This window comes from Microcoleus sp. B4-D4, from assembly GCF_036705185.1.
Classification (GTDB): Bacteria; Cyanobacteriota; Cyanobacteriia; order Cyanobacteriales; family Microcoleaceae; genus Microcoleus.
The window spans coordinates 1-14,190 of the sequence record NZ_JAUBTX010000024.1; the positions used below are offsets into that span (position 1 = coordinate 1).

The window sequence follows — 14,190 nt, forward strand, 5'->3', positions numbered from 1 at the left end:
AGTTACATCATCAAATATTTTTAACTGGTTTACACACTGTTGTTATTGTACCTCACCTTTGTGAGAAAGGCTATATCGTTTTCTAAGAAGTTGGAGAATCATGGCTGGTGCTATTTGGAATTTTATTCATGACTACAATCACCAAATCCGATTAGCAATGCTGAAGACTCAACCGCCTCAATTTTCTCCATCCTTTACATAAAAGCACTACCGTTAAGTATTTTGCCACCGACAAAAATCAAGATTTAGGGATTGTTAAGCTAGGCATGAAAACCTCATGTGAGGCTAATTAGGGCTTGCTGAATAGAACTAGTACAGCTCGGCGTAAATACACAGACTATTAAACAGCCAAGACTTTACCCTTATATGTCCACTTAAAAGGTTTGGCCCTTGTTTGATTAAAGTAGTTAATAAAACTGAGGATGCGATTTTTCAGATCGTACTGAAGTCGTGAAACTTGCTCTTTTCAGTAATTTCCGCACCAAAATGCTGAACCAAATCTCTATTTGATTAAGCCACGAAGAATGTTTGGGTGTATAGTGGAAAACAATTTGATGTGTTGGGTCACTTAAAAAAACAGCGCGGGATTTCATGGATTGAAGTATGCCGCTTTTTCCCTTAATACCGAGGTCGATATCTAAGCCTTCTTTTTCGGCGACCAAACGCACCAGTGATTCAGATTGGTGAGTATTCAGACAATCCATAATTAGATGCCATTTTTGAGCATCAGGGTCAGTTTCAATGATGTGACGAATGTTGAGTAAAAAATCGGCTTCTGTTCTCGAATTTCCGCAAGTGGGCTCGATAATCTTACCCGTAGCAATATTTAAATTGGCTATCAATGTCTGCGTGCCATGACGAATATATTCAAACTCTCTTCTTGCAACTTTTCCTGGTCGCATTAATAAGTCTTTCTCGATACGTTCAATAGCTTGAATCCCTGTCATTTCATCAACCGATATGGTGTGTTCTCCATTTTGACTGCGTTCAATCGCAGTCAGATATAAACCTGTAATATCTTTAACTTTTGCATCAAATTCTTCATCCACAGGGGGGGGGTTAACCAGTAGCACGAGGCCTGTGGTTTAAGTTCGGCTTCTTCTAATAATCTGCCAACATGTCGGACTGATATACTTTCAATAATGCCTTGAAACATGATTTCCTCCGCCAGTTCTCTAGCCGTCCAATGACTTATTGGCCGTCCATAATCCGACGGTGAGGAACAGGCGAGTGCAAATAACTCGGTTACTTGTTCCATGCTAAATTTTGCTGGTGCGCCAACACGTTCTCGATCTTGTAATCTTTGCAAAATCGATAAGTCTTTTCCCTCGCTCTCCAACCATCGGTTTCGCCCCTTCACGAGCCATCTGCCGATTAATCTCTAAACTTCGGGCTATTTCACGATGGTTTTGACCATCAGACGCCATGAGAATGATTTTGGCTCGTAGCACGATCTGTTGTGGCGTGTTGTGTCTCTTGCTCAACTGGTGAAGTTGATGACGCTCGCCATCGCTTAATTTTAATGTTTTAGGCATTAATAAGGCCATATATGACTCCTTTATCACCTACCGAAACTGGTCTAAACTAACTATGTTAGTCTACCACAAATATAGTCTGTCTACTTACGCCGAGCTGTACTAGAAGTTATGACTGCCAAGGGTTGCAAGATTTTTAAACACAAAAAAGTGCTCTCGTTATGACGTTTGTCGGCTCAAAATCCTTGCATTTCGGTGGAAAATTGTGGAGTAAATTTGGGAACCCATCTCCGAATCTCCCATTTTTCAAGCTGTTTGACACCTAGATTCGATTTGTGGACTTTTTCAGCAAGCCCTAATTATTTCTCATTTCCCTGGAACTCAAAGAAGTCCCGAACAGTTTTTCAATAAAGGAACAAATGGAGTCATATTTTAATTGGGTAAACAGGTAAAAAATGAGTAAAATTACTCCTTTACAATAGTGCTTTTAGCTTAACTTGTGAGTAATGGTAATGATGTGGCGGCAGAGGCATTTGGCGAAATTTTACCGCAAGGATGCGAGACAGCAATATGAAGAATTATCTCCACTTAGTCAACAATGGCCTTGGTTTTAACGAGCTCGACCTGTCGATCAAGGCAAGTGTCATTTTTCTGCCTCAAAACCCCTATCCTCTGAATTATAAATCCCATCAATCGCTTATCTTTAGAAAAAGAGTAGCGCGAAACAGGAAAAACAATTATTTTTGAAGTTGACCCTGTTGCCAATTTCCTTCTAACTTAGTTCCATCTGCATAAATGTAGGAACCTTGACCGTGTTTCTGCCCGTTGAGAAAGTCACCTTGATAGCGATCGCCATTGGCGTAAATACAGATACCTTTGCCGTTAAACTGACCCTCGCGAAATTCGCCTTCGCAGCGATCGCCATTGGCAAAAATATAAACTCCTTTCCCACTCATCTTACCCTTGACAAAAATGCCTTTATAGCTATTGCCATTAGCAAATTCGCGGACACCCTCACCATTAAATTCTCCATTCTCGAACGGCCCTTGATAACGTCCCCCTTCTTTAAAAGTTAACAACCCCTGACCTTGAGCGTTGCCCTTGACAAACTCTCCTTCATAGCGGTTGCCGTTCGGATATTCGCGAACCCCTTTGCCGTGAAATTGCCCTTCACTAAACTGCCCCTCATAACGGCCTCCGACCGCAAAAGTATAGGTTCCCTGTCCGTGAGGCAAGTTACTCAGCAACTCTCCTTCGTAGCGGTTCTTATTAGCATATTGACAGACTCCTTTACCGTTAACTTTGCCTTCTTTAATATCTCCTTCGCAACGAGTGCCATCACTGAACGTAAAAGCCCCCCGACCGCTGGGAGAACCATTGGTAAAAGAGCCTTCATAACGAATGCCGTTAGTGGAAGTAAAAGTACCTGTACCGTCGAATTCACCGTCTTTAAAAGTTCCTTCGTAGCGGTTGCCGTTAGCAAATTCGCGGACACCTTGACCGTTGAATTCACCCGAGGCAAATTCTCCTTGGTATCGACCTTCTGCTTTAAAAGAATAGACACCTTTACCGTGAGGTTGGCCGTTGAGAAATTGCCCTTCATAGCGATCGCCATTGGCATATTCGCACATAGCGGGCCCGCTGAGTTTTCCCTCGCTCAATTCTCCCTCACAACGTCCGCCATCGGGTAAAGTAATCACTCCTGCCATTGCGCTGTGAGGGTTTGCGAATAACTCAGCCATTGCCAAGTTGGAGCCAAGTAATAGAGCGAATCCAAATCGCTGAAGTTTACTTAATATTGCTGGCGACATTCCAAAATTCATAATTCACACAAAATTCAATTTTTAGATTTACAGTTGCTTTCTTGGTGCTATTGAATTCCCAGCCAAATTGCTAGGTTTCCAGAAAATACCTACTCATTGAGCCGGAAGGTAATAGATGCTGTTTTTCCTTGAATACCGCTTTCTGATGAGGCAAATTTCCATCTTTCTACTGTTTTAATCGCAGCGCTATCGAAGTCGTCGTATTTGCTAGAAATCTCGATCGCGATGTTGAATGCCTTACCGTTAGGGTCAATATCAAACTTGACTTTCACTTGACCCTGCCGCCCTTCTTTTCTGGCGGCACTCGGATATTCAGGTTTACCGCAGCTAATGCAAGTCCCTGGTGCCGGGCCCGAAGGACGGGAAGGACTCCCCCCTCCACCAGAGTTTTTCGGTTTTGGCACTGAGCCCGAACCACTGCCAAAGGGCTCTGAAGAAACCCTCCCACCAGTTCCACTACCACCGGATGGTGAGTTCGAGGGACTTCCTCCTGGGTTTGTGGCATCGGCGATCGCACTTCCCGAATTGCGGCCGCTTCCAGGCCTGGTAGCTGTGACTGGCGGGCCCGCTGCTGGCGATCGAGCTATGGGGCCAGAACCGGCCGCAAATGGCTCTGAGGAAGAGCTTCCGCTTTCACTCGGGGGGTTTCCGCCTCCGGGGCCAGAGGAGGGGTTTGTGACATCGGCGATCGCACTTGTTGAATTGCTGCCGCCTCCTGGCCTGGTAGCTGTGACTGGCGGGCCCGCTGCTGGCGATCGAGCTATGGGGCCAGAACCGCCCGCAAATGGCTCTTCTGAGGAAGATATTTCGCTTTCACTCGGGGCGGGATTTCCTGCTGGATTTGTGACATCGGCGATCGCACTTCCCGAATTGCTGCCGCCTCCTGGCCTGGTAGCTGTGACTGGCGGGCCGGCTGCTGGCGATCGAGCTATGGGGCCAGAAGCAGGATTTAATGCCTCTGAAGATGGCGAGGGCGAGTTATTGTTTTCAGGACTATTCGATGACTTGGGATTTCCAGCATCTGCAGTAAAATCTGGGGAACTCTCAGCGCTCTTGGGGCGAGACTGGGTAACGGGTGGTTCGCTTTTAGGAGGTTCCTCACTGGCGATCGGGCTATCATTTTTGGGAGGATCGGGCGATGGGGTTTTGGGTTCGTTGGCGATCGGGCTTGGAGGAGTTTCTGGGGGAGTCAAATCCTGTTTAGGTGCGATCGCAGAAGGTGTCTCTGGAATCGGCGGTGGCGTTACTGCTACGGGTGGCTCTTCTGGAATCGGCGGTGGCGTTACTGCTACCGGGGCTTCCTCTGGAATCGGGGGTGGCGTTACCGCTACGGGTGGCTCTTCTGGAATTGGCGGTGGCGTTACCGCTACGGGTGGCGCCTCTGGAATTGGCGGTGGCGTTACTGCTACGGGTGGCTCTTCTGGGGGAGTTGGCTCTGGTGGCGGTTCTGGTTTGAATGTCTCCGGCGGGGGAGATACCTTTTCTTGAATAGCTGGCTCTGGCTTGATTTCCTCTACTTTAGGTTCATCCAGCATGACAATTTCAATGGCATCGTCTGGAAATTCAGCCGGTTTGAGCAACTTGAGGCTCAAGGGCAGTGCCACAGCGTGCAATATGGTTGAGGCTAGCAGCCCGATCGCCAGAATTTTTTTGAGAGCCTCTTCTTCTTGTTGTCTTTGCGTCGCCGAAACGTTTGAAAAACTCATGCCTGATGAATCTCCTTCATTAGTTAGATTATAATTATTCTCATTTATTTGTTTTTTATATAGCGAGTTTATACTATCACCTAGCATTCTGTTTTGCTGTCTGTGTTACTCACGCGGGCGCTGTTTGCGGTCGAATTCGGGCAGATAAAATTCCCAAATTCCTTAACTGCAATACTCTACCAAAAAAAATCAGTATTCTCAAGCCCTTTAATTTATAATTATTTCTTATAAGTTAAAAGTATTTTATAATTTATATGTATATTATGTTAGGTGCGATCGCTTGACATTCCCGAACAATCGTGAAATTCTAGTTGAGAATCTTTTTAAGTATTGACTGCTATTGTCAACTCCTAATGCAAATTTTAGCAACAAAGCACTGACAGAAAAATCGATAGGGATAACAGTAGGAGCATTTCGACTACAGGCAAAGATACTCAGATACAGGTAGTGCGGGAAGTGCGATCGCGATCGCGCCAAGGAGTGAAACAATTCTCCGTCTGAATCACTTGTGCCAACTTGACACAGAAACATCTACCAGCCTTCTGTCGCAAGGGGTTGCAGCATTAGACCCCCTGCGATCGACGGATCTCGCGAGAGTACAAACTAATGGATACTTTCTAATGGATAATTTGATTTACATTTTTCGCGCTGCAGGCATTGTTGCTTGGCCCCTGTTTGCCTCGTCAATCGCAGCAGTAGCGTTGATTATAGAGCGTCTTGCCTTTTGGTTTCGGGTAAATCGGCGGCAGCGGCGAGTCGTGCGAGAAGTTCTAAATCTCTACCGCGAAAACCCCAATTCCGCCATCAAAAAATTACAAGTAAACGCCGATTTGCCTTTGGCCCGGATTTTTTTAGAAGCTTTAGAATTAGACTCGCCCAACATCGAAGAATTTCGTTTGGCCCTAGAAAGTGGCGCTCAGGCAGAAATCCCTATTCTGAAGCGATTTAATACAATATTTGATACCATTATCAGCCTTTCCCCACTATTTGGGTTGCTCGGCACTGTTTTGGGATTAATTACTACTTTTGGCTCGCTCAAACTGGGAGAAGCCGGCAGCAGCAATGCAGCAGGCGTTACCGGTGGGATTAGCGAAGCTCTGGTATCTACGGCAACGGGGTTAGTGGTGGCAATTTTTACGCTGTTATTTGCCAATATGTTTCGCGGGTTTTATTTACAACAAATTGCTTTTATTCAGGAAGCTGGAGGGCAGCTAGAATTATTGTACCGTCACCGCTACGAAAAACTACCGAGAGAATCTAACTATGCGTCTACCCGATGAACCCGATAACATTGCTCAGATCAATATCGTGCCAATGATTGATGTGGTATTCGCTATATTGACGTTTTTAATTATTTCTTCTCTGTCTTTATCCAAATCTGAGGGTTTGCCGGTAAATTTACCAAAAGCGACAACCTCTCAAAGTCAGGAAGCGCCTTTTAAAATTACCATCACCATTGATGAATCGGGAAAATTAATGGTTGATAAAAAGCCAGTCAACTTAGACCAGATTGAGGGTGCGGTGCGCGAGGTGATGGGTTCTAATCAGACTTCTTTAATTATTTTGAACGCGGATAAAGGTGTCAATCACGGAAATGTTGTGGAAGTTATGGATCGATTGCGCCGAATTAAGGGAGCTAAGTTAGGGATTGCTACCATCAAGTAGAGAGTTAGTAGAATTCCTACTTGAGAATTTTCTCATACCCTTAAACTGAAATTTCCCGATGCAGATGTACTAAAGATTGTAGGATTGACGCACTGGTGCTTAGAAACTGTGTTTTTTCAATAAAATAGACCTTTCTGTTTCTCCGTCTTGCAGAAAGGTAAAAGCTAATTGATGAGGCTGGTGATGGCACCTGTAGCGCAGGAAGTCTAAAGCTGTCGAACTGTTTTACGGGAGATTTCTCAAAAATCCTTCAAAGGTTGAGCCATTCTACTTGTTGCACTCATTGCAACCCTGAAATCTTGAAATCGACGCGCGGCCGGTAACTGCGATCGTTTCTTCAAAAGCTTTTTTTGAGGTGTCACTCAAATTTATTAATATAAATTCTTGATTAATCTGAAGTCATTAAAAGCTAAATTATCAATTTTGGTAAGCAGTAATTCATAATTATTTTCAATATGATTGTTCGACAGTCATAAGCTTTAGGTTGACCAACAACGGACTCATCCAATCTAGAAGCCAATTTTCTACGGATTTGCAGCTTAAAGCGAGGGGGCTCCAACAGCGCCCCCTAACTTGTTGGCAGTCCGCCAGTGAAGTTTTACCAAAAATCCAATAAAGTTTATCAATAAAAAAATCAATATTTACTTGACATTTGCAAACAATTTATTTATTTTAATAAAATTATTGCAAATATTTCGCAATAAATGTTAGATTGTTGACTGCGACCCGAGAGCATCGTCCCTCATGTCAGGAAACTAAATTGAAACTACGACTACAGATAGCTGCGCCTGTGAGTAACAGACTTGGTTTCCGTGTTTGTGTTGGTAGGTTTTCAGCACAGTACAAGTGACCAGAGTGCTGCTCCATCGGTGCATTCGCTCTTACAGATGGTGTAGAGTCTCAAGTTTTTTTAAGTGTGTGGTGTGGAAATGAAACTGTGTCTGCCGTTTTTTTGTGTGGCGCTGCTCGGCGTTGGTATCATGCCCGTAGCAGCAGTTGGGCCAAGGAGTTTCTCTGACGGCGTTAACCCAGACTCTGGTGAAACTGCACCTGAGAGCGCCCCCGATCCGAGTTCCATAAATCCCTCACAAGAGGACGATCGCACTCAATCTCAATGGTGGGCGATCGCTTCTGCCATCGTGCCCCAAAAAACCCTCGAAGAAAAGCCATCATCTAAAAGCGAGGAGTTAGAAGTCAAGCTACCTGTAGAAAACAACGACCAAAAACCCAATTCTGACTTGACATTTGCTCCAGAGTACAATGGCGATCGCCCTTCTCCTATTCCTAATATTGAACCGACAGCACAGGCAAAAGAGCCAACAGCAGCAATACCAAAACTCGACGAAATAGCTCGTCCGAATACCAGTGTAGAAAGCTTATTAAATCCGTCGAGACCGAGTTTGACCAACTTTTCAGATGTTGTGCAAATCTCTCAATCAGTCGTACAAGTAACCGGCGTGCGATTGAACCCAACACAGGCAGGTTTAGAAGTCATTTTAGAAACAGCAGAGGGGCAAGTCCTGCAAGCGAAGACCAGGACTGAGGGCAAAACTCTAATTGCGGATATTGCCAATGCTCAATTAGTTCTACCTGACGGTCAAGAATTTAGCGCCCAAAATCCATTTGAGGGAATTAATTTAGTCACAGTGACTCAGGTTGATGGCAATAGTATCCGTATCAACATCACGGGTCAAGAAAATTTGCCAACAGCAGGTGTACTCAGAAGCACCAGCGGTTTAGTTCTGAGTGTCAGCACAGAAAAAATTAATATCATTGTCACGGGCAATCAGCAAACTCCTTATCTACAGCCCAATGCTTCCTCCGCCACCCGCACAGATACCCCAATCCGCGATATTCCTCAATCGATCCAAGTTGTCCCCCAAGAAGTGATACAAGATCAACAAGTTACCCGCTTAGATGAAGCACTCCGCAACGTTAGCGGTGTCACATACGGCGGAACTGTTACAGGTCGGGGTAGCGAATTCGGCCTTCGGGGTTTTAACGATGCCCCTATCTTGCGAGATGGGTTCAGGCGATATGGTAATTATGGGTCTTTTCCAGAAGTCGCCAACCTCGATCGCGTTGAAGTTCTCAAAGGGCCAGCTTCTATTCTGTACGGTGAGATTCAACCAGGTGGTTTAATTAACTTAGTATCCAAACAACCGCTGTCAGAACCTTTCTACGAAGCTGAACTGCAACTTGGAAACCAGAGTTTTATCCGACCCCGCTTTGACATCTCCGGCCCTTTAACCTCAGATCGCAGCCTGCTGTACCGCCTGAACGGAGTGTACCAAACAAGTGATAGTTATCGGGGCTTTACCCAAGACAACCAGCGGTTATCCATTGCGCCGACACTGACCTGGAAAATAAGCGATCGCGCTGACTTGACAGTTTCTCTTGAATACATCGACGATCAGCGGGCTGCTGATAATGGACTGGTTGTTCTTGGTCGTCGGGTTGTTGACGTTCCGCGCGATCGCGTTGCTAGCGATCCCGATGATGCGATCGAAACCCAAGACTTTAATGTTGGCTACAATTTCGAGTACCGTTTCAGTGACAACTGGAAGCTAAGAAATGCGTTTCGGTACGCATCCTACAATTACGATTTCAATGTAATCGGTCTTCAAGAACTTGGCTTTGATGAAAAAACTGCCACCACCGATCTATTTTGGGCTTCTCAAGACTCCCAAAATAAAAACTACACCCTCCAAACAAACATCGTAGGCGATTTTGCTACAGGTTCAATCCAACACACCCTCATATTTGGTGCAGACATCGCCTACAGCGATCAAAGACTTTCCACAGTCGGTGATTTTGAAACACCGATCCCCGTCAATATTTTCAATCCGGTTTACAGATCAGTTCCCAAACCAGATGAAGATACACTAGCTCCTTTTGGATCGAATAAGATAGAAACAAGCCGATATGGTTTCTACGTGCAAGATCAAATTGCAATCTTCGATAATTTAAAGCTACTAGCAGGTCTGCGCTATGACACCGCAGAGCAAAGAAACGACTCAGGTGAAGGAAGCGTTTCGACTCAAAATTACGATGATTTCACCCCCCGTCTAGGGATTGTTTATCAACCCATTCCCGAACTTTCTCTTTATGCGAGTTATTCGCGCTCTTTTAATCCAGGTTAGGCAACAACATCCGGGGGCGCTCTGATCGAACCCGAAACCGGAAAAGGATACGAAGTCGGTGTCAAAGCTGAGTTGCTCGACAGAAGGCTGGCGGCTACTTTGGCATACTTTGACATTAAAAAACAAAACGTTGCTGTCACCGATCCGAATAATTCTTTATTCTCAATTGCCTCTGGGGAACAGCAAAGTCGTGGTGTTGAACTCGATATTTCGGGACAAATTTTGCCGGGGTGGAATATTATTGCTGCTTACGCCTATACAGACGCTAAAGTTACAGCAGATACAGACCGCGATTTGGTGGGCAACAGATTGTTTAATGTTCCCAAACATAGCGGTAGTCTGTGGACAAATTATGAAATTCAAAGCGGCGATTTGCAGGGTTTAGGTTTTGGAGTTGGGTTCAGCTATGTGGGCGAGAGAGAAGGGGATTTACCTAACAGCTTTCAAGTGGATAGTTATTTCCTCCCCAATGCTGCTGTTTTTTATCAGCGCGATAATTGGCGAGCTGCCATCAATATCAAAAACCTGTTCAATGTCAACTACATTGAATCTGTCACGGGTAGCAGAGCTTCTGGCAATCAGCCTGGTGAACCGTTGACAGTAATTGGTTCATTTACCCTGAAGTTTTGATAGTTATTTTGCGAGTGGGCAATGACTCGCTCGCGCTCTATTTTTTTTTACCAGGAGACTCCACCATGAAACGATTTCAACTTAATTCAATTATCATTCTAACTGGGGTAATGGCGATCGCTTGTCAACCCGTATCAGATTCAGCACAAGTCAATCAACCTGACGCGAAACCAGCCTCAGAAAACATTGCAAGTCGATCCCAAAAGGCTGCGGAGCAAGCGCCCCCAAAAGTTACGCCTCCATCACCTGTAGCCACTCAAGTGATCTCGATGAACGCTTATAAAGTCCCTTATTTAGGATTTAATGGCGTGTTTAATCTCAACACAGAACACCAAAACTCTGTCAAAGATCCGCGCAACCCCAAACGCATTGATGTCGAAAAAATGGAGAAATTCAGCTTCTACCAAGATGCAGCGGGGAAAAAACCGATCGCGCGCAACTGCCAGTATGTCTACATGGGTGCAACTGGCGATTCCAAGTATTACGCCGAATATAAAATGACTTGGGATTTATTTGAGTTAGTGAAAGAAGAAAAGCAAGATCCAAACTGCAATAAGTTCCAGTATCTCAGTTTCGTACCGCCGCACGGTGAATTAAAGGGTGAACCAATACATATGCACTTTCGGTATGCCAGTAAGCCATCTAGCTTTGCAACGCTGGTGAATATGACCAAAGATCCAGAAGATGCGACTAAATTTAGTCCTTGGTTTGCTACTTATTGTGGTGGTGGTAAAACTAAGTGTGGTACAGGAGAGTAACATTTAGAATCGAAAAAATTGCCTTTATTGTCAAGTCAAATACAAGCATAAAACTTGTTGCATTTAATCCTTAATAGCCTGTTTCAGACATGAAAATTCGCAAATTGATACTAACAATACATGGTTCGATTGCGATTGCGATCGGGCTATTACTAACTGTGATTAGTTTGAGTGGTAGCGCCCTTGTATTTCATCAGGAACTAGATCGTGCAATTCACCCGTCTTTCATGCGAGTTGTTCCCCAAGCAAAGCTAGCCTCGCTGGATGAAATGATTGCACCAGTGCAAGCTGCTTATCCTAATTTCCCCTTAGAGTCAATTCGCTTTCCTCAAACGCCGGATGGCAGCTATCAGATCACAATAAAAGCCCAAGACGGAGAAAGCTTAGATACATTTGTTAATCCTTACACGACTAAGATTTTGGGAGCGAGAAAATGGGATAATTCACCAATAGGATTTCTCTATAACTTCCACTACAAATTAGCTATAGGTCAAGTGGGAATGGTGGCTGTCGGTATAACTGGCTTGCTATTTTTACTAATCGTAATTACAGGGATAATATTGTGGAGTGGTTGGCGAAAGTTAAAAACAGGCTTTACAGTTCGCACGACTGCACCACTACCATTATTAAGTTACGATATCCATCAAGTCGGAGGCATTTTATCAAGTACATTTTTACTAATTCTGGCTGTTACAGGTGCGATATTGTCATTTTTAGTTCTGCAATCTTCATTCAATCAATCTCCGCAATTGGCAAAAGTCTTACCCCCTGCGAAACAACCCATAGCTTTAAGTGAACTGTTACGCAAAGCGGATGCAGCCATGCCGGATGGAAAAACGACTTATGTAGTTTTTGACGAACATGAACCAGAAAAAATTACAGTTAGCAAGCAACTTCCTCACGAGTTAAGTCGGTTTGCTCTGAGTAATGTAGAACTGAACCGATATAGTGGGGAAGTGTTGACAGTGAATCGCGTTGTAGAACCGCCACCTATGTTAAAGTTTATGATTGCGATCGGTACTATTCATTTCGGTCTTTTTGGCGGAATTTATAGTCGTATTCTCTATGTATTCATCGGCTTAATACCCAGTGTTTTACTAATCACTGGTTCGGTGAATTGGGAACGGAGACGGTGGCTGAAGGCAAGACGGGAATCAACATCCCAATTGCGGGTAAATCAAACTGAGTCAAATCGGCTTTCTTAAGCAGGATTTACTCACAAGAAAGAAACCGGGTTATTGTGAAAAATTGAGGATTATCAACTAGAAATTTATGATTTAACTAGGTTTATAGTTTATGACTATGAAGCCTGTAAATTCTCTTCGGTTGATAGCGAACAATCGGAATTTATATTCCAATACGGTTTACTTAAGACGATCTCCCTGGCACACCCCTTAAAAAGGGGGGAACAAGAATCCCCTCAAAGTCAACCCCTACTCCCCTTCTTAAGGGGGATGCGAGGGGGATCTCCGGGGCATAAATATGTTAAGTGAACCGTATTGATTTATATTCAAGTTTAGCAACTCAAAAAAACAATTCGGACTTGGTATTTGATACTGCACGCGCTAGCGATCGCAAAACTCTTATACCATTTTCATAAAATAGTGCTACAGTTAGTAGATATCATTATCGCAGCAGTAGTGTTGATTATATTTCAATACCGTTTACTTAAGACGATGCAGGCGGTAAAAAGTTATGAAAAATAAATATTCTTGTTTGCTTCGTTTCTATTTTCAGATAATCTCAAGTGAACCGTATTGAAATAGAAAATCTCAAATCAACTAACTATGATTCTACAGTTGGCTTGGCGATCAAAAAAAGTCCCGACTTATTGTAAAATACTTTTCTTAAAAAGCCTGTAAACAGCAGGCAAAATGCCAGAACCACAAGAAGTATTGGATAAGTCTCAGGAGAATGTTGATTGCTAATTCCCTTGATGCACGATACAGAAGTCACAAATATCGGTTAATTTCGTTAAATCAATTACACTAATGATTGTTGAACTTCAACATCCCAATTTTCGATTACCAATTTCCCAATGACTCGCTTAGCCACAACAATAGAAGCCATACTTTACCTTAAAGGTCAGCCGGTCTCAATAGCAGAAATTGCCGAGATTGCTAAGTGCGATCGACCTGCCGCCGAAGATGCCATTATTGAACTCATGTCTGACTCTTCCCGCCGCGACAGCGCCCTAGAAGTCGTCGAAACTCCCACGGGATACAGCCTGCAACTGAGAGACGAGTTTGCCAGTTTGATGCAAACTTTGATACCTCCAGAATTAGGTGTGGGAGCTTTGCGGACGCTGGCGGCGATCGCCCTCAAAGGTGGCATCGCGCAGCCGGATTTAGTGAATTTGCGGGGCTCAGGAGCTTACCAACAAGTGCAGGAACTGGTAGAAATGGGCTTTGTTCGCAAGCGGAAGCCTACCGAGGGGCGATCGTATTGGTTACAAGTTACCGAGAAATTTCATCGGTACTTTCAAGTAGACCAACTCCCCAAACAACTGCAAATTGACTTTCAGGCAAATTTGTGCCGAAGCAATGACGAGTAGTTTGAAGTAGAATGTAGCCAGCCAGAAATTAAGAATCGCCAAATGGTTTTTCACCCTGACTTTGACCCAGACAATGCCCAACAAACCGCAGTCAACCCACTTCTGAAGTACCTCCAACACCAATCTCCCGAGGTTCTAGCCCGCATCGCCAAGTCCGCCAGCCCTGAAATCAAAGAAATTATCTCTCATAACGTCCAAGGACTTGTCGGGGTATTGCCTTCAGACAATTTTAATGTCCAAATTACCACCGACCGCGAAAATTTAGCAGGTTTGCTAGCTTCCGCGATGATGACAGGCTATTTTCTCAGGCAAATGGAGCAGAGGATGCACCTAGAAGAAAATTTAGCCAGCACGAGTTCGATTAAACCAAACTCTCCTAAAGAAAAGTAAACAGATCAACGGTTTGCCGAAGCCATAAAGATGAATGTTGTTCCAA

Annotated in this window: 10 protein-coding genes and 1 pseudogene; 7 read left to right on the forward strand and 4 right to left on the reverse strand. The window is 44.2% G+C overall.

Annotated features, from left to right (window positions below; all coding sequences use genetic code 11):
- Positions 1 to 407: 407 nt before the first annotated feature.
- From QUB13_RS17855 to QUB13_RS17865, 4 genes are all read right to left on the reverse strand, one after another.
- Positions 408 to 1,049, reverse strand: a complete 642-nt coding sequence (locus QUB13_RS17855) for a transposase (protein ID WP_333383001.1) — start codon at positions 1,047 to 1,049, stop codon at positions 408 to 410.
- Positions 998 to 1,360 (reverse strand): helix-turn-helix domain-containing protein, encoded by a 363-nt coding sequence (locus tag QUB13_RS30515; protein WP_442922179.1) that lies wholly within the window; start codon positions 1,358 to 1,360, stop codon positions 998 to 1,000. The genes QUB13_RS17855 and QUB13_RS30515 overlap by 52 nt, the downstream gene beginning before the upstream one ends.
- 852 nt (positions 1,361 to 2,212) lie before the next feature.
- Positions 2,213 to 3,217: a hypothetical protein gene (locus tag QUB13_RS17860; protein ID WP_333383003.1), complete on the reverse strand. Its 1,005-nt coding sequence runs from the start codon at positions 3,215 to 3,217 to the stop codon at positions 2,213 to 2,215.
- A 170-nt stretch (positions 3,218 to 3,387) separates the two neighbouring features.
- Positions 3,388 to 5,004 carry an energy transducer TonB gene (locus QUB13_RS17865; RefSeq protein ID WP_333383004.1) on the reverse strand — a complete coding sequence of 539 codons (1,617 nt, stop codon included), beginning with the start codon at positions 5,002 to 5,004 and terminating at the stop codon, positions 3,388 to 3,390.
- 620 nt (positions 5,005 to 5,624) lie between these two features.
- Between QUB13_RS17865 and QUB13_RS17870 the strand changes: the two genes are divergently transcribed.
- From QUB13_RS17870 to QUB13_RS17900, 7 genes and pseudogenes are all read left to right on the forward strand, one after another.
- Positions 5,625 to 6,284, forward strand: coding sequence for a MotA/TolQ/ExbB proton channel family protein (locus tag QUB13_RS17870; protein WP_333383006.1), 660 nt, complete (start codon positions 5,625 to 5,627; stop codon positions 6,282 to 6,284).
- Positions 6,268 to 6,669 carry an ExbD/TolR family protein gene (locus QUB13_RS17875; protein WP_333383007.1) on the forward strand — a complete coding sequence of 134 codons (402 nt, stop codon included), beginning with the start codon at positions 6,268 to 6,270 and terminating at the stop codon, positions 6,667 to 6,669. Before QUB13_RS17870 ends, QUB13_RS17875 begins: the two co-directional genes overlap by 17 nt.
- A gap of 980 nt (positions 6,670 to 7,649) precedes the next feature.
- Positions 7,650 to 10,442, forward strand: a pseudogene (locus QUB13_RS17880) (TonB-dependent siderophore receptor).
- Between the two features lie 65 nt (positions 10,443 to 10,507).
- On the forward strand, positions 10,508 to 11,200 hold the full coding sequence (locus QUB13_RS17885; RefSeq protein WP_333383009.1) for a hypothetical protein: 693 nt from the start codon (positions 10,508 to 10,510) through the stop codon (positions 11,198 to 11,200).
- Positions 11,201 to 11,289: 89 nt separating this feature from the next.
- A complete protein-coding gene (locus QUB13_RS17890; protein WP_333383011.1) occupies positions 11,290 to 12,405 on the forward strand; it encodes a PepSY-associated TM helix domain-containing protein in 1,116 nt (371 codons plus the stop codon).
- An 833-nt stretch (positions 12,406 to 13,238) separates the two neighbouring features.
- Complete coding sequence (gene scpB, locus QUB13_RS17895) at positions 13,239 to 13,754, forward strand: SMC-Scp complex subunit ScpB (protein WP_333383013.1); 516 nt, start codon at positions 13,239 to 13,241, stop codon at positions 13,752 to 13,754.
- A gap of 42 nt (positions 13,755 to 13,796) precedes the next feature.
- Positions 13,797 to 14,144, forward strand: a complete 348-nt coding sequence (locus QUB13_RS17900; RefSeq protein WP_194010056.1) for a DUF760 domain-containing protein — start codon at positions 13,797 to 13,799, stop codon at positions 14,142 to 14,144.
- Positions 14,145 to 14,190 lie beyond the last annotated feature (46 nt).

Excerpts from the sequence above, each read along its gene's own strand:
- QUB13_RS17875 (WP_333383007.1), top strand. The coding sequence starts at position 6,268 with ATGCGTCTACCCGATGAACCCGATAACATTGCTCAGATCAATATCGTG.
- scpB (WP_333383013.1), top strand. The coding sequence starts at position 13,239 with ATGACTCGCTTAGCCACAACAATAGAAGCCATACTTTACCTTAAAGGT.
- QUB13_RS17870 (WP_333383006.1), top strand. The coding sequence starts at position 5,625 with ATGGATAATTTGATTTACATTTTTCGCGCTGCAGGCATTGTTGCTTGG.
- QUB13_RS17860 (WP_333383003.1), bottom strand. The coding sequence starts at position 3,217 with ATGGCTGAGTTATTCGCAAACCCTCACAGCGCAATGGCAGGAGTGATT.
- QUB13_RS17865 (WP_333383004.1), bottom strand. The coding sequence starts at position 5,004 with ATGAGTTTTTCAAACGTTTCGGCGACGCAAAGACAACAAGAAGAAGAG.
- QUB13_RS17885 (WP_333383009.1), top strand. The coding sequence starts at position 10,508 with ATGAAACGATTTCAACTTAATTCAATTATCATTCTAACTGGGGTAATG.
- QUB13_RS17900 (WP_194010056.1), top strand. The coding sequence starts at position 13,797 with ATGGTTTTTCACCCTGACTTTGACCCAGACAATGCCCAACAAACCGCA.
- QUB13_RS17890 (WP_333383011.1), top strand. The coding sequence starts at position 11,290 with ATGAAAATTCGCAAATTGATACTAACAATACATGGTTCGATTGCGATT.